This window comes from Variovorax sp. P4_B11 (assembly GCF_056402355.1).
In genome coordinates this window covers 18878-38791 of record NZ_JBFUHO010000057.1, presented here as the reverse complement: position 1 = coordinate 38791, position 19914 = coordinate 18878, and the positions used below count along the sequence as shown (strand labels likewise).

Sequence of the window (19914 nt, the reverse complement as noted above, 5' to 3'; positions counted from 1 at the left end):
AGGGACGGCAATCGGCCCGGCCCTTGCATCGGGAGCCTCATCTTTTCAACGAGGTGCACCATGTCCCGACTGCCTGAAGCTCCCGCCGGCGACCCCTACGACGCCGACCGCCCGCTTGCGATGCGCTGCGCCTGCGGCCGCGACCATGCGCCCGGCGCGCATGTCGGTGCGATCGAGGATTCGAACGCCAAGCTCGAGGCCAGCCTGGTGAAGGCGCTGTTCCCGGTCGACAGCGTGCGCCGCGGCTTCCTGCGCGCGGTGGGCGCCAACACGGCGCGCGCCGCGATCCTGTCGGTGCTGCCGCTGGGCGCGCTGCAGGCGATGGCGCAGGAGAAGGGTCCGCTCGAAAAGAAGGACCTGAAGATCGGCTTCATCCCGATCACCTGCGCGACGCCGCTGATCATGGCGCACCCGCTGGGCTTCTATCAGAAGCAGGGGCTCAACGTCGAGGTCGTGAAGACCGCGGGCTGGGCGTTGATCCGCGACAAGATGCTCAACAAGGAGTACGACGCCACGCACTTCCTGTCGCCGATGCCGCTGGCGATCTCGATGGGCGCCGGCGCCAACGCGACGCCGATGAACGTCGCCGCGATCCAGAACACCAATGGCCAGGCCATCACGCTGGCCAACAAGCACAAGGACAAGCGTGATCCGAAGCTCTGGAAGGGCTTCAAGTTCGCGGTGCCCTTCGAGTACAGCATGCACAACTTCCTGCTGCGCTACTACGTGGCGGAAGCGGGCCTGAACCCCGATACCGACATCCAGATCCGCGTCGTGCCGCCGGCCGAGATGGTGGCCAACCTGCGGGCCGGCAACATCGACGGCTACCTCGGTCCTGATCCGTTCAACCAGCGCGCGGTGTTCGAGGAAGTCGGCTTCATCCACATCCTGACGAAAGAGATCTGGAACGGCCATCCGTGCTGCGCCTTCGGTACGTCGAGTGCCTTCATCCAGCAGAACCCGAACACCTTCGCGGCGCTCACGCGGGCCGTGCTGACCGCCTCGGCGATGGCGCGCGAGCCGAAGAACCGCGAGCTGATCGCCAAGGTGATCGCACCGGCGCAGTACCTGAACCAGCCCGAGACCGTGCTGACCCAGGTGCTGACCGGCCGCTTCGCCGACGGCTTGGGCAACATCCGCACGGTGCCCGACCGGATCGACTTCGACCCGATCCCGTGGCAGTCGATGGCGGTCTGGATGCTGACGCAGATGAAGCGCTGGGGCTACGTCAAGGGCGAGGTCGACTACAAGCAGTTGGCCGAGAAGGTGTTCCTGATCACCGATGCGAAGAAGCGCATGAAGGAACTCGGCCAGACGCCGCCCGAAGGCGCGTTTCCGAAGTTCACGATCATGGGCCGGGTGTTCGATCCGGCGAAGCCGGACGAGTACGCGCGCAGCTTCGCGATCAGCAAGATGGCTGGCTGAGCGGCATGAAGAAGTCGCTGCGCCTCAAGGCCGCGCTGCTGTCGCTGGTACTGCTGCTGGCCTTCCTCGCGCTATGGCAGGTGGCCACGATGTCCTCGGGCGCCGCCGCTTCGCAGGCCGGCATGACGGCCGAGCAGATCGAATACCAGAAGATGCTCGGCAAGGACCCCGGGCAGGTGAAGACGGCCGGCTTCCCGACGCCGGCCGAGATGGGCGCCACGGCCTGGAAGCACCTGGCCAATCCGTTCTACGACAACGGACCGAACGACAAGGGCATCGCGATCCAGCTCGCCTGGTCGCTCGGGCGCGTGGCGCTCGGCTTCCTGCTGGCCTGCGGGGTGGCGGTGCCGCTGGGCTTCGTGATCGGCATGTCGCCGCTGTTGCAGAAGGCCTTCGACCCGTTCATCCAGGTCCTGAAGCCGATCTCGCCGCTGGCCTGGATGCCGCTGGCGCTCTACACGATCAAGGATTCGTCGACCAGCGGCATCTTCGTGATCTTCATCTGCTCGGTGTGGCCCATGTTGCTCAACACCGCCTTCGGCGTCGCCTCGGTCAAGCGCGAGTGGCTCAACGTCGCGAGCACGCTCGAGGTGAAGCCGCTGCGGCGCGCCTTCCGCGTGATCCTGCCGGCGGCGGCGCCGACCATCCTGACCGGCATGCGCATCAGCATGGGCATCGCCTGGCTGGTGATCGTCGCCGCCGAGATGCTGGTCGGCGGCACCGGCATCGGCTACTTCGTCTGGAACGAATGGAACAACCTGTCGCTCACCAACGTGATCTTCGCGATCCTCGTGATCGGCGTCGTCGGCATGCTGCTCGACATGGCCTTCGCGCGGCTGCAGAAGAAGGTGACCTATGTGGAGTGAGCAAGGAACTCTCATGAATTCATCCGTCGCCGCCGCGCCTTCGGCCGGCAGCGGCTTCCTGCGCATCGAGGGGCTCTCGAAGTCCTTCGTGCCGGGCAAGCCGGTGTTCGCCGAGGTCGGCTTCACGCTCGACCGCGGCGAGTTCGTCTGCATCATCGGCCACTCGGGCTGCGGCAAGACCACCATCCTCAACGTGCTGGCCGGGCTCGACAGCGCGACCGGCGGCCATGTGTTCATGGACGGGCGCGAGGTCGCGGGACCCAGTCTCGAACGCGGCGTGGTGTTCCAGAGCCACGCGCTGATGCCCTGGCTCACGGTGCGGCGCAACATCGCCTTCGCGGTGCAGTCGCGCTGGCCCGAGTGGCCGGCCGCCAAGGTCGACGAACAGGTGCGCCGGTTCGTGTCGCTGGTCGGCCTCGACGGCGCGATCGACAAGAAGCCCTCGCAGCTCTCGGGCGGCATGAAGCAGCGCGTGGGCATCGCGCGTGCCTTCTCGATCCAGCCCAAGATGCTGCTGCTCGACGAGCCCTTCGGCGCGCTCGATGCGCTCACGCGCGGCACCATCCAGGATGAGCTGATGGCGATCGTGCGCCAGACGCAGCAGACGGTCTTCATGATCACGCACGACGTCGACGAGGCGATCCTGCTGGCCGACCGCATCCTGCTGATGAGCAACGGCAGCGAGACCGGGGCCGGCTACAGGCCCGGCAACATCGCCGAGACCGTGGTCAACCCGCTGCCGCGCGCGCGCACGCGTGCGGGGTTGCACCACCTCGACGGCTACTACGCGTTGCGCAACCATATCGTCGACTTCCTCGTCTCGCGCGCCCGGGCCGCTTGATCTCTTTTCCATTCAGCACAACCAACAGGAGCATTCGCATGAACCGCAACGACGTCACCGAGAAGATCATCACCGTGAAGGTGGCCAAGGGCATCCAGTGGGCCGACGTGGCCAGGAAGGTCGGACTGTCGAAGGAGTGGACCACCGCCGCCTGCCTCGGCCAGATGACGCTGGACGCCGCGCAGGCCAAGACCATCGGCAAGATCTTCGGCCTCACGGCCGAGGAGCAGAAGTGGCTGCAGGTGGTGCCGTACAAGGGCTCTCTGCCGACCCCGGTGCCCACCGACCCGCTGATCTACCGCTGGTACGAGGTGGTGAGCGTCTACGGCAGCACGATCAAGGAACTGATCCACGAGGAGTTCGGCGACGGCATCATGAGCGCGATCGATTTCAGCATGGACATCCAGCGCCAGGCCGACCCGAAGGGCGACCGCGTGAACGTGGTGCTGTCGGGCAAGTTCCTGCCGTACAAGACCTACTGAAATGAAACACCCCCCGAAGCGCCTGCGGCGCCTCCCCCCTCAAGGGGGGCGATACCGGCGGCCCGGCGAAGCCGGTTCCGCGGTATCCCTGGTATCGAACTGCGCCGGTTTCATGCGTCGTGGGTCGCGCCAGGCGCGGTGGAGCAACCGAAATGAAACACCCCCGAAGCGCCTGCGGCGCCCCGAGTCGCTGCCAGAGGCAGCGGCTCTTCGGGTCCGTCCAAGCCTGCGCAGGCAGGCTTGGAGCCGCGGACCTCAGCCCCCTCAAGGGGGGCGATACCGGCGGCCCGGCAAAGCCGGTTCCGCGGTATCCCTGGCATTTGGCTGCGCCGGTTTCATGCGTCGCGGGTCACGTCATCGTGTGATGGACCTCTGAGCTCACGGTGCCGCCGGCAGCTTAGCAGGCATCGGCGCAGAATCGCCCGTCCATCATCGACGAGGAAAGATTCATGCGGATCCTGATAGTGGGCGCGGGTGCGCTGGGCGGGTATTTCGGTGGCCGGCTGCTCGCAGCCGGACAGGACGTCACCTTCCTGCTGCGGCCCCGGCGCACGGCGCAACTGGCGAAGACCGGCCTGGTGATCAGGAGCCCGAAGGGCGACCTGACGCTGGCGGCGCCGCCTTCGGTCCAGGCCGGGGGCATCGGTGGGCCGTACGACGTGGTTGTCGTCGGCTGCAAGGCCTACGACTTGGCAGAGACCATGGAGTCGTTCGCGCCCGCTGTCGGGCCCGAGACGGCCATCCTTCCGCTGTTGAACGGCATGCGCCATCTGGACGAGCTGGGCCGGCGCTTCGGCGCCGACCGCGTGCTGGGCGGGCTGTGCATGATCTCGGCTTCGCTCGACGAGGAGGGCAGGGTGCTGCACCACAACGACCTGCACGGCCTGAGCTATGGCGAGTTCAGCGGCGCGCGTTCGGCGCGCGTGCAGGCGCTGCAGGCGGCCTTTGCCGGTGCGAACTTCGAGGCCCGCGCCTCCGACGACATCCTGCAGGACATGTGGGAGAAGTGGATGTTCATCGCCTCGGCCGCCAGCATGACCTGCCTGATGCGAGCGACCGTCGGCGACATCGTGCAGAGCGGCGGCACCGACGTCGCCGATGCGGTGGTGGACGAATGCGCCGCCATCCTGGCCCACAACGGCTTTGCGGTGCGTCCCGAATCGCTGGCACGGGCGCATGCCATGCTGGCGGTCAGGGGTTCGACGATGACGGCCTCGATGTTCAAGGACATCGAACGCGGCGCGGCCATCGAAGGCGACCATATCGTCGGCGATCTGCTGCGGCGCAGCGCGGATGGCGGCAAGCGGATGTCGCCGCTGCGCATCGTCCAGTCGCACCTGCTGGCCTATGAGGCGCGGCGAGCTCGGGAGTCGAGCCGCGCCTGAGCGGCGCCGGACGCCTTCGCCGGCCTCAGCGCTTCGCGCTCGCCACCACCCCGGCGCCGCGAACCTCGAGCCTGAGCTCGTCGGCCACCTGGCCGCGGGCATCGATCAGCTGCACCACGTGCCGCCCGGGCCAGGGCAGCCATTGCGCGCTGGTGCCGCGCGCCAAGGGCTTGCCGTCGATGCGCCATTGCACGCCGCGGCCCTCGGCCTCGAAGCGCACCCGCTGGCGGTTTGGCGGGATGTCGGGGTCGAGCGCGATGATCGTGCCGTCCGCCGGCGCCGTGATGCGCGGCGCCGCTTCGGCCGCCGGGGCCTCGGGCGCGATCGCGAACAAGGGCTGCTCGGTGCCGGCGATGAACCACTCGCTGCGGCCCGCCTCCAGCGCGTCGCCGAAGCGCACGCGCGCCTGCACCACGCCGGCCGGCGGGGCCGGTGCCCGGCTCGGCTCGGCGCGATGCAGGAAACCCATCAGCTGGGCCCAGACCGGCGCTGCGCCGCTGGTGCCGCTGACCTCCCACATCGGTGCGCCGCTGGCGTTGYCGACCCAGACACCGACCGTGTAGCGCTGTGACCATCCGACGGCCCAGTTGTCGCGCATGTCCTTGCTGGTGCCGGTCTTCACGGCGGTCCAGAAGCGGGTGCCGAGCACGCTGTCGAGACCGAAGGTGCGGGCGCGGGCGTTCGGGTCGGCCAGGATGTCGCCGACGATGAAGGCGGCGCGTGGGTCGATGGCGCTGTCCCTGTCTTTTGTCGACACGGGGGCGGGTTCGTACAGAGAGCGGATGTCGCCGAAGCGCCCGCCGTTGGCCAGCGTCCGGTAGGCATTGGTCAACGCCAGCAGCGACACCTCGGCGCTGCCGAGCGCCAGGCTGTAGCCGTAGTAGTCGCCGCTCTGCGCCAGCGGCAGTCCGGCCGCGCGCAGCTGGCGCGCGAAGGCCTCGGGCGAGACCATCACCAGCGTGCGCACCGCCGGCACGTTGAGCGAGGCCGCGAGCGCGGTGCGCACCGACACCTGGCCCTTGAATTGCCGGTCGTAGTTCTGCGGGATGTAGAGTCCGCCGGCGGTGCTGATCTGCGCCGACGAGTCGTCCAGCAGCGAGGCCGCCGTGAGCCTGCGCTCGGCAATCGCCTGCGCATACAGGAAGGGCTTGAGGGTCGAGCCCGGCTGTCGCTGCGCGAGCACGCCGTCGACCTCGGCCGCGCGGCTCAGCGCGCCCGAGGAGCCGACCCAGGCGAGGACCCCGCCGCTGGCGTTGTCGAGCACCACCAGCGCGCCGTCCTCGACGTTGCGCCCGCGCAGTTCGCGCAGCTGGCGCTGCAGCGCATCGAGCGCGAAGCGTTGCAGCGGTGCACTCAGCGTGGTTCGGATCGGCTCGTGCGCGGTGCCGGCCTCCTTCAAGGCGCGCCGTGCCAGGTGCGGTGCGATCCCTTCGCTCGGATCGAAGGCGCGCCGCTGCAGCGCCGCGCTCGCGAACATGTCGAGTGCCGCGCAGTCCGGCTCGCTGCCGGCTTCCATCGCCCGCAGCAGCTCGCAGGCCCGCTGCGCCACCTGCGCAGCCTTGGCGTTGGGGGCCCGCACCAGCGCCGCGGCGACCGCCGCCTCGCGCGCATCGAGCCCGTGCGGCGCCTTGCCGAACAGCGTGCGCGACAGCGCGTCGATGCCGACGATCTCGCCGCGGAAGGGCACCAGGTTGAGGTAGGCCTCGAGGATCTGGTCCTTGCGCCAATGGCGTTCCAGCTGCTGGGCCGCGACGGTCTGGCCGAGCTTCTGCGCCAGGCTGCGGCCGCCGCCGGCGCGCCGCAGCTCGTCGTCGAGCAGGCCGGCCAGCTGCATCGTGATCGTCGATGCGCCGCGGGTTCGGGCGTTCCAGAGATTGCCCCAGGCCGCGGCCGAGACCGCCCGCCAGTCGACGCCGCTGTGCGCGTAGAAGCGCTTGTCCTCGCTCAGCAGCATCGCGCTGCGCAGGGCCGGCGAGATGTCGGCGAGCGCGATCCAGTCGCCGCGCCGCACGCTGGCGTCGGTGCGCACGCGCTGCAGCAGCACGCCGTCGCGGTCCAGCACCGCGGTGTCGGAGGGCCGGAAGTCGCTCCGGACCTCGTCGAAGCCGGAGAGCGCCCAGGCCGGTGCCGCGAGCATCGCGGCGAGCGCCAGCACGAGCGACGCGGGCTTGATCACCGGCTTTCCAGCGTTTCCATGTGCCGGCAGATCTCGCCCGGCGTGGTGAACCACAGATCGCCGTGGTCGCGCAGGCGCGCCAGATGGGTGAGCGCGCGGCGCAGGTGCCGCAGCCGGTAGGGCTGGCCGACGATGTACGGATGCAGTGCCAGGCCCATCACCAGCGGCTGGCGGCGCGACTGCTCGAGCATCTCGTCGGCGTTGTCGATGACCATGGCGGCGAAGTCCTTGGCGTCCATCTGGCGCGCGATGATCATCGGGATGTCGTTCAGCTCCTGTGGATAGGGCACCGACCACAGCGTGCGGCCGCTGCGCGTGCGCATGCGAGTCGGCTGGTCGTCGTGGCACCAGTTGAGGCTGTAGCGGTACCCGGCCTCGGCCAGCAGGTCGGGCGTCAGGCGGCTCTCGGAAATCCAGGGCGAGAGCCACCCGGCCGGGGCCTGGCCGCTTTCGACGCGCATCCGCTCGCGGCAGTCGGCGAGCAGGGCCGCTTCGTCGGCTTCGGCCATGTCGGCCTGGCGTTCGGAGTTGCTGTGGCCGTGGCCGATGAGTTCGTCGCCGCGCGCCACCGAGGCGGCGACCAGCTCGGGGCAGTGGTCGTAGAGCGCGGTGTTGAGCAGGGTGCTCGAAGGCAGCGCCAGGCTGTCGAACAGCGCGAGGCAGCGCCAGGCACCGACGCGGTTGCCGTATTCGCGCCAGGAATAGTTCAGTACGTCCGGATGCGGATGCGTCGGCCCGATGCATGCGCCCATGCCTTCGCCGAAGGCGAAATGCTCGAGGTTGAAGCCCAGGTAGACCGCCAGCCGGGCGCCGTTGGGCCAGACATGGTCGGCGCGCCGCGTGATCGGCAGGTAGTCGAAGCGTCCGTGCGCGGGCAGCGGGCCGAGGTAGCGGGCAGTCATTCGGGTCTCCAGGGGCAGCGGCGGGAAGCCGGATGCGCACAGGAATTATCCCGATTCGGCGGTGTCCGACCGCCCCGGCGATCCGTACCGCGATCGCGCCTGGCCGATCAGACCGGACGCCGGGCCAGCAAGGCCCAGACGCCGGCGGCCGACAGCAGCGAGCCGCCGGCGAGGTTGAAGCGCCGCTGCGCCCTCGGCGAGGCCAGCAAGCGGCGCGCCGATCCGGCGAACACCGCATAGAGCGTGGCGTTGAGCGCGGCCATCGCGACGAAGGTCAGGGCCAGCACCCAGAGCTGATGCGTCACGCTGGCGCGCGGATCGATGAACTGCGGCAGGAAGGCGACGAAGAAGACGATGCCCTTGGGATTCAGCGCGGTCACGAGGTAGGTGTTGGCGAACAGCTTCCAGCGCGAGCCGGGTGCCGCGGGTGCGGCGAGCACGGCCGGTGAAATGCCGGCGCGCAGCAGCTTGATGCCGAGGTAGAGCAGGTACAGGCCGCCGACCCATTTGATGGCGGTGAACCAGAAGGCCGAGGTCGCGAGCAGGGCGCCGAGGCCCAGCAGCGACACCACGAGCGCGGTCGAATCGCCGAGCGCGACCGCGGCCACCAGCGGCACGTTGGCGCGCTTGCCGTGCGCCACGGAATAGCTGATGACCGTCAGGATGGTCGGTCCGGGAATGATCAGCAGCACCGCCGATGCGGCGACGAAGGCGAGCCAGAGCTGGAGGGACGTGGGCATGTGGTTCCTTGCGTGACGGGCCGCCGCGACGCCGGCCTGCGGTGCAATATAAACGGTGCCGATCCGAAACCCTGGCGGGAGTCTCCGGCGACGACATCGATCGCGGTGTCAGTCATGGCGCTCAAGGACGACCTCCCAGAGTGCCTTGGGCAGCGCATAGCGCTCGACGACCTGTTCTTCCACGCTGAGCATGCGCCAACCCGTGGCGAACAGCCGGTCGACCGCGGCGCGGTCGAAGAAGTGCTTGGGGATGCCGTCGACGCTGTAGAAGTCGTCTCCGGGCTCGGGAACGCGCCGGGCGCCGTGGTGGTAGTCATGGGTCGAATTGAGCCGGCACAGCAGCAGGCCGCCGGGTCGCAACTGCTGCCGGATGCGCTCGGCGAGCGCCAGGGTCTCGGGCCAGTCGAAGTAGTGCAGGCAGAGGCTGGCGACCACGACGCCGGCGCTGCCGGCGGGCAGGGGGAAAGGCTGGCGGATGTCCAGGCAATGGAGTTGCGCGGAGGGCGCGCGGGCACGGGCCTCCTCGATGGCCTCGGCATGGAGATCGATGCCGACGACCCGCAGCCCGGCGCCGGCCAGTGTTTCGGTGTCTCGGCCGCTGCCGCAGCCGAGTTCCAGGATCGGCGCGCAGCCGGCGCGCTCGGCCAGCAGGGGCAGCCAGCGTTCGAGCCAGGGGTCGGTCGGCCTGGGCGAGCGCGTCATGCCTTGCGTTTCCTGGGCTTGCGGCGATCTCCGGCGATTCGCCTTCGACCTACGCCTCCATGACCAGCTGCGTCTGCGTGACCACTGCGCACAGCTTGCCTTCCGCGGACTTGATCGTGGTCTGCCAGACCATCGTCGTTCGGCCCCGGTGCAGCGCGATCGATTCACCGACGACCGTGGTGTTCACGCGCGCGCCGCCGATGAACTTGGTGCTGGAGTCCGTGGTCGTGGTGCGCTTGCCTTGCGGCAGATTGATGACCGTGCCCACGGCGCCGAGCGTATCGGCGAAGGCCATCATGGCGCCGCCGTGCAGGATGCCGCCGGCGGTGCACAGGTCGGCACGGACCTCGAGCTCGGCGACGATGCGCTCGGGCTCCAGCGCGAGCAGGCGCACACCCATCAGGCCCGGGAACAGCGGTTCGAGGATCTGCTGGATCTGTTCGATGGTTGGCATCCGGGCGTCCTGTCTCAGCCTTGGGCGCCGAAGCGAAGCGCCGATCGGGCGCGGGCCCGCGCCGCCTCGATCTCGCGATCGCGCGGGTCGGCGGTGGTGACCAGCGATTCGATCAGCGCGCGGGCCGCGGCCGTGACGTCCTCCACCGCGCGATCGAAGGCCGCCTCGTTGGCCTTGGAAGGGTGGGCGAAGCCGCTGAGCTTGCGCACGAACTGCAGCGATGCGGCGCGCATCTCCTCTTCGGTGGCGGGCGGGTCGAAGTTGAACAGGGTCTTGATACTTCTACACATCATGTCTCCATGTGAAGGCCGCAGGGCGAGCCCGCAGTGTGCGCAGGATCGAGCCCGAGCTCAACCCCGCACCCGCCTACTTGGCCGCTTCCACCTTGACCCTGGCGTTCGGCATCTCCCCGAACATTTCCGGCGCATACAGCGCCTCGACCCGGCTCGGCGGCAGCGCGAAGTCGCCGACGTTGTTGAGGCGCACGGTGTATTCCATCTTCACCACGCCCTTGGGCAGGTATTCGTAGTAGCTGCGGAAGGCCTCGAAGCTGCGCTCCTCGAAGGCCGGCCAGCCGCTGCCCGAGCGCTTCTCGCCCTGGGTCGCGATCTGCGAATCGCGGCCCAGGCCGCCGCCGAGGATCGTGGCGCCGCCGGGGATCGGATCGGTGATCGCGACCCAGCGCATGTCGGCGCTGGCGTTGACTTCCAGGCTCACGCGCAGCACGTCGCCGCGCGTGTAGACGCCCGGCACCGCCTGCTCGACGGGCGTCACGGTCTTCTTGATCACGTAGCCGGCCGCGAACGGCGCCTTGAGTTCCACGGCGGCGAGCGACTGCAGCGTGAGCCAGGGCTTGCCGCTGCCGCTCTGCGTCAGCAGCAGCGTGTCGCGCACCGCGCCGGCCGGCCAGGAAAGGAACATCGTGTTGTTGCGCAGCATGCCCGGCGAGGCGGGTGCGCCGAAGGCGCTGGCCTGGTGGGGCGCGCCGCCCGGGTCGCTGGCCGTCACCCGCTCGACCTTGCGCCAGTCCACCTGCGCCTTGGCCGTGCCCAGGCTGGCCGCGGTGATGCCGGTGACCGGCGTGCTCTCGAAGCGCTTCGAGAATTTCTCCAGCGCCATTCCGCCCCACAGGTTGGCGGTGGTGGTGTGCCAGGCGCCTTTCTGCTGGCGGCCGACGAAGCCGCTGGCCAGCCGGCCGATGTCGTCCTTCCAGGCCGGGTCGTCCAGCACCGCGAGCAGCAGCCGCGCGCTGTTGACGTCGCCGTTGACCATCAGCCACCACCAGTTGTCGTCCTGCTCGGTGCTGAACGCGAGCCGCGTGCCCTGCCAGCTCAGGCGCGCCTTGAGCACGTTGTTCGCCTCGTCGAGGCGCTGCTGGCGCTGCGGCACATCGGGCACCCGCCGCAGGATCTGCAGCCAGTCGATCACCGCGCTGGTGGGCCACTGGTTGGGGGCGATCGTGAGGCTGCCGGTCATGCGGCCCTGCGCCTTGCCGTAGCGCGACAGTGCCTCGAGCGCCGCCAGCTTGCGCACGTCGAGGTCCTTGCGCGGGCTCCAGAACTCGCGCTGGATGCGGCCCTCGACGAAGGCGACAAGGCCTTGCAGCATCGGCGCGCCGGCTGCCTCGGGCAAGGCGAAAGCCGGGTCGATGGCGGCCGCCTCGTGCGTCGAGGCCAGCAGGTAGGCGGTCAGGATGTCGCTGCCGCGGTTCGCTTCGCCATCCCGTGGCGGGAAGTAGTTGGCCAAGCCGTCGCCGTCGAGGTAGGTCGGCAGTTGCGCCAGCACCGCCTGCCAGGCCTTGCCGTCGCGCAGGCCGATCGATTTGCTGGCCTTCTGCTCCAGGCAGGCATAGGGGTAGACGGCGAACCAGTCGCGCACGCCGGTCAGGCCTTCGGCCAGGCGCGGCTGCAGCCACATCCGCAGGCCGCCGCGACCGGGCAGGGCGTCGGCCGGCGGGCCGACGTCGAGCGTGAACGGGCCGTCGAGCTGCACCAGGGTCGCCTGCTGCACCGTCAGCGGCACCGCCGGCAGGATGCGCTGGCGCACCTTGAGCGCATCGTGCGCGCCGCCCAGCGTGTCGCGGGCCTCGATCTCCCACAGGATCGCCTCGGCGCGGGTCTGCGCGAGCTGCGCGGGCGCGGTCACGGTCCAGGCCAGTTCGCGGGCCTCGCCGGCCGGTATCTCGACCGTCTGCGGCGGGAGCGCGAGCAGCGTCGCGCGCGGCGTGGCCTCCACCTTCATGGCATTCGCCGTCGTGTTGCGCAGCGTGATCTGGGCCCGGAACTGGTCGTCCTCGCGCACCAGCGGCGGCAGCCCGCTGATGATCTGCAGGTCCTGCGTGGCCCGGATCGAGGCCTGGCCGGTGCCGAACAGGCCGGTGCCGGCATCGGCCACAGCGACGATCCGGAAGGTGGTCAGCGCATCGTTGAGCGGCACGCTCAGCGTGGCCTGGCCGTTGGCGTCGAGCACCACTGCGGGCTTCCACAGCAGCAGGGTGTCGAGCAGCTCGCGCGTGGGGCTCTTGCCGCCGCCGCCGCCCGCGGGCACGGCCTTGCGGCCGTAGTGCCGGCGGCCGACGATCTCCATCTGCGCGGTCGAGGTGGCGACGCCCCAGCCGCGCCGCTGCAGCATGGCTTCGAGCAGGTTCCAGCTGTCGTTGGGCAGCAGCTCGAGCAGCGCTTCGTCGACCGCCGCGACCGCGACTTCGGCGCCGGCCGCGGGCTTGCCGTCGGGCAGCCGGCCGGTGATGGTGACCTGCGCCTGGCTGCGCACCGGGTAGGCGGGCTTGTCGCTCGCCACCTTGAGATCGATGCGATGCGACTGCGTGCCGACCCGGATCTCGGCCAGGCCGAGCCGGTAGGCCGGCTTGCTCAAGTCGACCAGCGCGGTGGGCGCCACATACTCCTTGCCCTCGTACCAGAAGGCCGTCCACCACTCGCGTGGCGCCCTGAAGCCCCAGGTGAAGAAGCTGTACCAGGGCACCTCGCGCAGCCGCCCGCGCAAGGCCAGCACGCTGATATAGACGTTCGGCCCCCATTCGGGCTTGACCTGCAGGGTGACCGTCGGATCCTGGCCGTTGAGTTGCACCACATGGGTCTCGATCACGCCTTCGCGTTCCACCGACACCAGTGCGGTGGCGAAGCGGAACGGGCTGCGCACCTGGAACCTGGCGACCTCGCCGGGCTGGTAGCTCTTCTTCTCGGGCAGCACGTCGATGCGGTCGTGGTCCTCGCCGCCGAACCAGAGCTCGCCCTGGCGCGTCACGTAGACCGTGGCCGCGGCGCGGCTGTCGCGGCCGTCCTTGTCGGTGGCGCTCGCGATCAGCTCGACCTGGCCCGGCTCCTTGAGTTCGACCTCGCACAGCAGCAGGCCGCGGACATCGCTCTTGCCGCTGCAGATGGTGCCGATCTCCTTCACCTCGGTCTTGTTGTCGTAGGTGTAGAAGCCGCCCACCATGCGCTTGCGGCTGGTGGTGGTGATGCGGGCGACGGCGCGCACGTTGAGCGTCACGCCTTCCTGGGGCTTGCCCGCAAGGTCGAGCGCCAGGGCCTGGAACCTGATCTTCTGGCTGGCCGAGACCCAGCCCTCGGCCTTGATGCCGGCGATGACCGCGGCCGGCCACAGCGTGTGGCTGCTGCGCAGTGTCTGCACCTCGCCGTTGGGGTCGGCGTAGCTGGCCTCGAGCAGCAGTTCGCGCGGCGTCGCCCGGGCGACCGGGATGTTGTCGATCGTGAGCTTCCCGGCGCCTTCGCGGTTGAGCGTGAGCGGCAGCTTGTCGGCGATCACGCGGACCTCGTCCGTGCTCGCCGGGTCGTTGTCTGCGTCCTTGCCCGGAGCGGCGAAGCTGAAGGCGTCGAAGTCGGCGAAGGACGGCTGCTTGCCGCGCACCAGCGCCGACACGCGCACCGGCAGCGCCGCCGCGCCGCCGCCCGCCACGTAGTTGATCTGCACGTCGACCGGCAGCGAGCCGACCGCCACCAGCGGCTTGCCGTCGCTGGGTCCGATGCGGCCTTCCAGCACCGGCAGGCGGAACTCCTCGACCCGGAACTGGCCGGTGGCATCGCTGCCCGGGCCGCCTTCCTCGGCGCTCGTGCCGCTTTCCTTGCCGCTCCTCAGCGCGACCTGGTAGACGCCGAGCCTGGCTGCCGGCGGGATCTCGAAGCTGCTCTCGCTGCTGAGTCCGCCGGTGGCGGTCTTGCGCCACTTCAGCGGCTGCGTGAACTGCTGGCCGCTGCCCGCATGGGTGACGACCAGCGTGTCCGGCAGCGACTCGGGCAGGCCGAATCCCTTCTGTGTCTGGGTGCGGATCAGGTGCTTCATCGACACCGTTTCGCCGGCGCGCAGCAGCATCCGGTCGAATACCGTGTGGGCGATGCGGTCGGGCCGGGGGTCGAGGCTGGTCGGCACATTGAAGCGCCAGGGCTCGATGCCGCGCTGCCAGTCGCTCCAGGTGAAGGCCAGGTCCTCGACGCCATCGGCGTCCCTGGCGCGGGCGCTGACGAAGTAGGCGCCGGTGCTGTCGTCGCCGTCGGTGGCGCAGGACGGTGCGTCGGCGGAGAGGCCGGACAAGCGGACCAGCCCGTTGGCGTCGGTGCTGCCGGCCGCCACCTCGCGGCCGTCGCAGGACGACACGCGGACCGCGGCGTTGGCGACCACGCGGCCCTTGTCGAGCGTCGTGACCCAGGCCACCGCGTTCTCGCGCCCCAGCTTGAAATGCACCGCCAGGTTGGTGGCCAGCGCCGTGGTGCGCACGTACATCGTGCGGCCGCTGCCGTAGCGCTCGTCGAGCAGTGCGTCGCCGAGCTTCTGCGAGGCGATCTCGAGCACGTGGAAGCCGGGCGTCAACGGAATGCCGACCACTTCGAAGGGCCGCGGGTCGCCGCCCTCGGCCTTCGGCATGTCGAGCGCACGCACCCCGGCCTGGCCGCCGAGCAGCGACAGCATGCGGGTCTGGACGTTGTCGCGGTCGTCCTTGTCGATCACCTTCGGCAGCGCCCCCTTGACGTCGCGCGCGGCCAGCTTGCGCGGCACGCTGTCGTTGTCGTAGCGGCGCACCTTGCGGAACCAGGCGATGATCTCCGCATCGCTCTTCGGATTCAGGTCGCTGACCCGGCCCGGCGCGGCGCCCAGTGTCAGCGCCTGCACCTGCAGGGCCGGCTCGACGCGGCGCACCGTGACCGGCATCAGCGCCACGCCGCCGGGTTCGGCCAGGCGCTCGACCACGCCGAAGGGCGCGGCCGCGAACTTGGCCAGCGGCGGCATCAGGCCGGTCGCGACCTTGAGCGGAAAGGCGTCGGGCGAGGCCAGCGGGCGGCCCGAGGCGTCCTCGAACTTCGGCGGCAGCTCGATCGTGAAGGCCGTCTGCTCGGCGAAGGGCCCGGCGAAGCGCAGCGACTCGACCACGCCGTCGTCGTCCTTGGCCGCGTGGTCGTCGAACTCCGGCTTGAAGCTCTTGCCGGCGCCCTTGAGCACGATGGCCGCTGCCAGCTTGCGCGCCACCGGCGCGTTGAACTGCAGCACCATCGGCTTGAGCGGCAGGCAGGCCGAGCGCGCGTTCTCGCGCTCGCAGCTGAACGAGACCGCGAACGGCTCCCGCACCTCGAAGCCGAGCCGCCGCTCGACGTTGTTGACCACGCCCGAGGGCGTCGCGACGCCCTTGCCGTAGACCAGCTGCACCCGGCCGGCCGGCGGCAGCGTGCGCTTGCACTGCAGCGTCAGGAAGCGCTGCGGCGCCTTCTCGGCTTCCTTGTCGCGGCCCAGGGCCTTGAGGAGCGCGGCACGCTGCTCGCCGTCGATCTGTCTCACGGGAATGCGTTCGCCGATGCCGCTGGCCGTGCACCAGACGTTCTCCTGCACGCTCTCGGGCGTGGCCGGGCCGTTGAGTTCGAGCAGAAAGATCTGCTGCTCGTCGATCTTGCCGTAGCTCGGTTGCCAGTTGCGGATGAAGGGGCCGCCGCTGTTGAAGCGCCAGCTCTCGGCGCCGGTCAGTGCGGTGCCGCTGGCCGACTGGAAGCCGGCGACCCGCGTCACCGTGCAGCGCACGCCCGGCGGCAGGTCGTTCTCGAAATCGAAGACCCACTGCTTCTCGCCGGTCCAGCGACCGGTGCCGCGGCCGGCCTCGGCATCGGTGCAGGCGACGGCCAGCGGGGCCGGGGCCTTGGGGTCGCCGAAGCGCACGGCCGGCTGGTCGAACTTGGCGACCACCTGGCGCACGCGCGAGACCTCGCCCTGCGGCGTCAGGCTGGTGATCTGCAGCGCGTGCGCCGCGCCGGCGGCCAGAAAGGCGCTGGCAGCCAGCAAGAAGGCGGGTGTCGACAGTCTCAAGCGTTGTTCCTCCATCCAGATCCGTAGCGCGTCGAGCGTAGCCGCATTTGCCCCGCGGCGGCGGCCGGTCCCGGGCCCGTTCCTTACAATTCGGCGCTCGTCGTGCGTGTCTCGCGCGGACCGCTCACAGACCACGTCGACCGATGAAACGCTACTGGGAAATCGATGCATTGCGCGGGCTCATGCTCGTGCTGATGACCGTCACCCACCTGCCGACCCGCCTGACGGATCCGCTCGGGCAGCCCTTCGGCTTCGTCTCGGCCGCCGAGGGCTTCGTGCTGCTGTCGGCCTTCGTGTCGGGGCGGGTCTACAGCCGCATCGCGCGCACCCAGGGCGTCGATTCGATGCGGCGGGCCTTCTGGCGCCGCGCGCTGAAGGTCTACCTGAGCCAGGCCGCGACGCTGCTGTTCCTCTTCACGGTCATTTCGGCCGTCGGACTGCGCATCGACCAGCCGGCGGTCAAGAACCTGCTGTCCTTCTACCTGGCCAATCCGCGCGAGGGCTTCCTCTACGCGCTGCTGCTGATCTACGAGCCGGCGCTGCTCGACATCCTGCCGATGTACATCTTCTTCATGCTGCTGAGCCCGTGGGTGCTGGCCTTTGGCCTGCGCCATGGCTGGACCGGCGTGATGGTCGCCAGCGCCAGCCTGTGGGCGCTGGCGCAGTTCGGGCTCAGCGAATGGCTCCATGGGCTGACCGTGCGCCACACCGGGCTGGTGGTGCCCTTCCACGAGATGGGCGCCTTCAACGCCTTCGCCTGGCAGTTCCTGTGGTTCGCCGGCCTGTGGATCGGCGCCGGCCGCAATGCGCCCGGCGCGCAGCCGCTGCGCATCCCGACCTGGCTGGCGGTGCTCGCCGGCTCGGCCGCGCTCTATGGCTTCTGGTGGCGGCACCATGGCATCAACGGCCAGGCGCCTTTCGGCGGCGATGTCGAGCTGAACCTGCTGTTCGACAAGTGGCAGCTCGGGCCGCTGCGGCTTGTCAACCTGGCGGCGCTGGGCATCGTGGCGGTCCGCTTCGGACCGGCCTTCATGCGCCGGATTCCGCGCCTGCACTGGCTCGAGGACCTGGGCAGCGCATCGCTGCCGGTCTTCTGCGCCCACCTGGTCGCGGTGCTGCTGGTGCTGGCGGTCTACGGCGACAGCCAGACGGCGCGGCCCGGGTGGGGCGACCTGCTGCTGCTGGGCGCGGTGTTCGCCTGGCTCTACGGCGTTGCCCGCCTCACGTTGTGGTGGGACGACCGGCAGCAGCCGCCGGCGCTGCCGCTATCTCGAGCCCTGCGCGACTGAAGCCTGGGCCGGCTCCTGCAGGTGCGCCGCGATCACCGATTGCCAGAGCCGGTAGCCGTCGTCGTTGAGATGCAGCTGATCGCCGCGGAACAGCGCCGGCCGGGGCCGGCCGTCGGCGTCCAGCATCGGCGTGAAGATGTCGATGTAGTCGCTGTTGGGCAGCCGTTTCAGATAGGCGCCGATCATGTTGTTGGTTTCGCGGATGCCGGGCATCAGCTTCTCGCGCGAAGGGCTGGGCTTGACCGAGATGTAGGCGATGCGGGTGTCGGGCAGCCCGGCGCGCACCGTGTTGGCGAACAGGGCGAAGCTCTCGAGCACCTGCAGCGGCGTGCGGCCCTCGGCCAGGTCGTTGTCGCCGGCATAGACCAGCACCAGCCGCGGCTTGTAGCGCACCACGAGGTCGGCCGCGAACAGGCTGCAGTCGGCCATGGTCGAGCCGCCGAAGCCCCGGTTGACGACCACCGGCAGCTGCCGGAAGTCCTGCGCCAGGCGGGACCACATCCGGATCGTCGAGCTGCCGACGAAGAGCACGCCGCCGGGCGCCGGCGGGCGCTCCCGGTCGGCGGCCGCGAAGGCGTCGAGTTCGCCGCGCCAGCGGGCGTGGGCGGCAAGGTAGGCTGCGGTCTCGGCCGGCTTCGAATCCGGCCCGGCCTGCGAAGCCAGCGGGCTCAGAAATGCGAGCGAAACCAGGGCGGCGCGGACAGCAGCTTTCATCGACATGGATGTTATTCCAACACAGGGCCCGGCCTGCGCAGCCGGGCCTGTTGGTGGAACACCGCGGAACCGGCTTCGCCGGGCCGCTGGTGTTGCCCCCGGTAGGGGGTGGGCGGGCTACACGCAGTGAGCCCAACCTGGGGGCGAGCAACAGCCACGCGGAACCGGCTTCGCCGGGCCGCTGGTGTTGCCCCCGGTAGGGGGTGGGCGGGCTACACGCAGTGAGCCCAACCTGGGGGCGAGCTAACTATTCCGGCCGATGCCCTGGTAGCTGATGCCGGCAGCCTTCATGGTGCCCGGCTCGTACAGATTGCGGCCGTCGAAGACCACCGGCGACTTCATCAGCGCCTTCAGCCGCTCGAGGTTCGGGCTGCGGTAGGCCTTCCACTCGGTCACGATGATCAGCGCATCGGCGCCGGCCAGGGCCTCCATCGGGTCCTTCGTCGCCGTGAAGCCGATGCGCTCGAGCAGCGCGGGCGCATCGGCGAAGTCGAGCGCCAGCACGCGCTTCGTCTCCTCGATCGCGATCGGGTCGTGCGCCACCACGCGGGCGCCGGCGCGCAGCAGCACGTCGAGCACCACGCGGCTCGGCGCCTCGCGCATGTCGTCGGTGTTGGGCTTGAAGGCCAGGCCCCAGAGCGCGAACGTGCGCTGGCTGAGGTCGGGGCCGAAGCGCGCCAGCACCTTCTGGGTCAGCACGTGCTTCTGGTCGTTGTTGACCGCCTCGACCGACTCGAGCACCCGCAGCGCCTGCCCGTTGTCGCGCGCGGTGCGCGTCAGCGCCTGGATGTCCTTCGGGAAGCAGCTGCCGCCGTAGCCGGTGCCGGCATACAGGAAGCTGTAGCCGATGCGCGGATCGGAGCCGATGCCCTGGCGCACCGCCTCGATGTCGGCGCCGACGCGGTCGGCCAGGTTGGCCAGCTCGTTCATGAAGCTGATCCGGGTGGCCAGCATCGCGTTGGCGGCGTACTTGGTGAACTCGGCCGAACGCACGTCCATCACGCGGGTGCGTTCGTGGTTGCGGTTGAAGGGGGCATAGAGCCGGCGCATGGCGGCCAGCGCCTCGCGGCCGTCGTCGTCGTCGTCGTAGCCGATCACGATCCGGTCGGGCCGCATGAAGTCGTCGACCGCCGCGCCTTCCTTCAGGAACTCGGGGTTGCTGACCACCGAGAAGCGCAGGTCGGAGCGCCCGCGCTTGTCGAGTTCCTCCTGGATCACGGCCTTGACGCGGTCGGCCGTGCCCACCGGCACGGTCGACTTGTCGACCACCACCTTGAAGCCGTTCATGTACTTGCCGATGCTGCGTGCTGCGGCCAGCACGTACTTCAGGTCGGCGCTGCCGTCCTCGTCGGGTGGCGTGCCGACGGCGATGAACTGGATGTCGCCGTGCGCCACCGAGGCCTCGATGTCGGTCGAGAAGCTGAGCCGCTTCGCCGCCACGTTCGACTCCACCACCTCGGCCAGGCCCGGCTCGTAGATCGGGATGCCGCCCGCGTTGAGCGTTGCGATCTTGTCCGGGTCGAGGTCGAGGCAGAAGACGTTGTTGCCGATGTCCGCCAGGCAGGCGCCGGTGACCAGGCCGACGTAGCCGGTGCCGATGATCGAGATATTCAT

At 69.8% G+C, this 19914-nt stretch carries 15 protein-coding genes; 6 read left to right on the top strand and 9 right to left on the bottom strand.

The window, feature by feature from the left end:
- Positions 1–60: 60 nt before the first annotated feature.
- The 5 genes from AC1DYD_RS32710 (at position 61) to panE (ending at position 4999) form a co-directional block, all read left to right on the top strand.
- A complete protein-coding gene (locus AC1DYD_RS32710; protein ID WP_478176903.1) occupies positions 61–1425 on the top strand; it encodes a CmpA/NrtA family ABC transporter substrate-binding protein in 1365 nt (454 codons plus the stop codon).
- Between the two features lie 5 nt (positions 1426–1430).
- Complete coding sequence (gene ntrB / locus AC1DYD_RS32705) at positions 1431–2291, top strand: nitrate ABC transporter permease (RefSeq protein ID WP_478176902.1); 861 nt, start codon at positions 1431–1433, stop codon at positions 2289–2291.
- 13 nt (positions 2292–2304) lie between these two features.
- Positions 2305–3132, top strand: a complete 828-nt coding sequence (locus AC1DYD_RS32700) for an ABC transporter ATP-binding protein (RefSeq protein WP_478176901.1) — start codon at positions 2305–2307, stop codon at positions 3130–3132.
- Positions 3133–3170: 38 nt separating this feature from the next.
- A complete protein-coding gene (cynS, locus tag AC1DYD_RS32695; RefSeq protein WP_478176900.1) occupies positions 3171–3614 on the top strand; it encodes a cyanase in 444 nt (147 codons plus the stop codon).
- Positions 3615–4063: 449 nt separating this feature from the next.
- On the top strand, positions 4064–4999 hold the full coding sequence (gene panE / locus AC1DYD_RS32690) for a 2-dehydropantoate 2-reductase (protein WP_478176899.1): 936 nt from the start codon (positions 4064–4066) through the stop codon (positions 4997–4999).
- Positions 5000–5024: 25 nt separating this feature from the next.
- Here the strand turns inward: panE and pbpC are convergent, their stop codons facing one another.
- The 7 genes from pbpC to AC1DYD_RS32655 form a co-directional block, all read right to left on the bottom strand.
- Positions 5025–7136, bottom strand: a complete 2112-nt coding sequence (pbpC, locus tag AC1DYD_RS32685) for a penicillin-binding protein 1C (protein WP_478176910.1) — start codon at positions 7134–7136, stop codon at positions 5025–5027.
- A 35-nt stretch (positions 7137–7171) separates the two neighbouring features.
- Complete coding sequence (locus AC1DYD_RS32680; protein WP_478176898.1) at positions 7172–8077, bottom strand: polysaccharide deacetylase family protein; 906 nt, start codon at positions 8075–8077, stop codon at positions 7172–7174.
- A gap of 107 nt (positions 8078–8184) precedes the next feature.
- Entirely contained in the window at positions 8185–8817 is a 633-nt protein-coding gene (locus AC1DYD_RS32675) for a LysE family translocator (protein ID WP_478176897.1), read from the bottom strand.
- 108 nt (positions 8818–8925) lie between these two features.
- Entirely contained in the window at positions 8926–9519 is a 594-nt protein-coding gene (locus AC1DYD_RS32670; protein WP_478176896.1) for a class I SAM-dependent methyltransferase, read from the bottom strand.
- A 49-nt stretch (positions 9520–9568) separates the two neighbouring features.
- On the bottom strand, positions 9569–9973 hold the full coding sequence (locus AC1DYD_RS32665; RefSeq protein WP_478176895.1) for a PaaI family thioesterase: 405 nt from the start codon (positions 9971–9973) through the stop codon (positions 9569–9571).
- A 14-nt stretch (positions 9974–9987) separates the two neighbouring features.
- On the bottom strand, positions 9988–10263 hold the full coding sequence (locus AC1DYD_RS32660) for a DUF2277 domain-containing protein (protein WP_478176894.1): 276 nt from the start codon (positions 10261–10263) through the stop codon (positions 9988–9990).
- A gap of 76 nt (positions 10264–10339) precedes the next feature.
- Positions 10340–16312 carry an alpha-2-macroglobulin family protein gene (locus tag AC1DYD_RS32655; RefSeq protein ID WP_478176893.1) on the bottom strand — a complete coding sequence of 1991 codons (5973 nt, stop codon included), beginning with the start codon at positions 16310–16312 and terminating at the stop codon, positions 10340–10342.
- Between the two features lie 128 nt (positions 16313–16440).
- On the opposite strand from AC1DYD_RS32655, the gene opgC reads away from it, so the two are divergent.
- Positions 16441–17586 carry an OpgC domain-containing protein gene (gene opgC / locus AC1DYD_RS32650; RefSeq protein ID WP_478176892.1) on the top strand — a complete coding sequence of 382 codons (1146 nt, stop codon included), beginning with the start codon at positions 16441–16443 and terminating at the stop codon, positions 17584–17586.
- Here the strand turns inward: opgC and AC1DYD_RS32645 are convergent.
- Together AC1DYD_RS32645 and AC1DYD_RS32640 are read right to left on the bottom strand one after the other, a co-directional pair.
- Complete coding sequence (locus AC1DYD_RS32645) at positions 17563–18306, bottom strand: SGNH/GDSL hydrolase family protein (RefSeq protein ID WP_478176891.1); 744 nt, start codon at positions 18304–18306, stop codon at positions 17563–17565. The two genes, opgC and AC1DYD_RS32645, sit on opposite strands and share 24 nt — an antisense overlap.
- 237 nt (positions 18307–18543) lie before the next feature.
- Positions 18544–19914 (bottom strand): UDP-glucose dehydrogenase family protein, encoded by a 1371-nt coding sequence (locus tag AC1DYD_RS32640; RefSeq protein ID WP_478176890.1) that lies wholly within the window; start codon positions 19912–19914, stop codon positions 18544–18546.

Coding starts and splice junctions, on each gene's coding strand:
- panE (WP_478176899.1), top strand. CDS start 4,064: ATGCGGATCCTGATAGTGGGCGCGGGTGCGCTGGGCGGGTATTTCGGT.
- AC1DYD_RS32665 (WP_478176895.1), bottom strand. CDS start 9,973: ATGCCAACCATCGAACAGATCCAGCAGATCCTCGAACCGCTGTTCCCG.
- cynS (WP_478176900.1), top strand. CDS start 3,171: ATGAACCGCAACGACGTCACCGAGAAGATCATCACCGTGAAGGTGGCC.
- AC1DYD_RS32675 (WP_478176897.1), bottom strand. CDS start 8,817: ATGCCCACGTCCCTCCAGCTCTGGCTCGCCTTCGTCGCCGCATCGGCG.
- AC1DYD_RS32645 (WP_478176891.1), bottom strand. CDS start 18,306: ATGTCGATGAAAGCTGCTGTCCGCGCCGCCCTGGTTTCGCTCGCATTT.
- ntrB (WP_478176902.1), top strand. CDS start 1,431: ATGAAGAAGTCGCTGCGCCTCAAGGCCGCGCTGCTGTCGCTGGTACTG.
- AC1DYD_RS32700 (WP_478176901.1), top strand. CDS start 2,305: ATGAATTCATCCGTCGCCGCCGCGCCTTCGGCCGGCAGCGGCTTCCTG.
- AC1DYD_RS32670 (WP_478176896.1), bottom strand. CDS start 9,519: ATGACGCGCTCGCCCAGGCCGACCGACCCCTGGCTCGAACGCTGGCTG.
- AC1DYD_RS32660 (WP_478176894.1), bottom strand. CDS start 10,263: ATGTGTAGAAGTATCAAGACCCTGTTCAACTTCGACCCGCCCGCCACC.
- AC1DYD_RS32640 (WP_478176890.1), bottom strand. CDS start 19,914: ATGAATATCTCGATCATCGGCACCGGCTACGTCGGCCTGGTCACCGGC.
- AC1DYD_RS32710 (WP_478176903.1), top strand. CDS start 61: ATGTCCCGACTGCCTGAAGCTCCCGCCGGCGACCCCTACGACGCCGAC.
- AC1DYD_RS32655 (WP_478176893.1), bottom strand. CDS start 16,312: ATGGAGGAACAACGCTTGAGACTGTCGACACCCGCCTTCTTGCTGGCT.
- AC1DYD_RS32680 (WP_478176898.1), bottom strand. CDS start 8,077: ATGACTGCCCGCTACCTCGGCCCGCTGCCCGCGCACGGACGCTTCGAC.
- opgC (WP_478176892.1), top strand. CDS start 16,441: ATGAAACGCTACTGGGAAATCGATGCATTGCGCGGGCTCATGCTCGTG.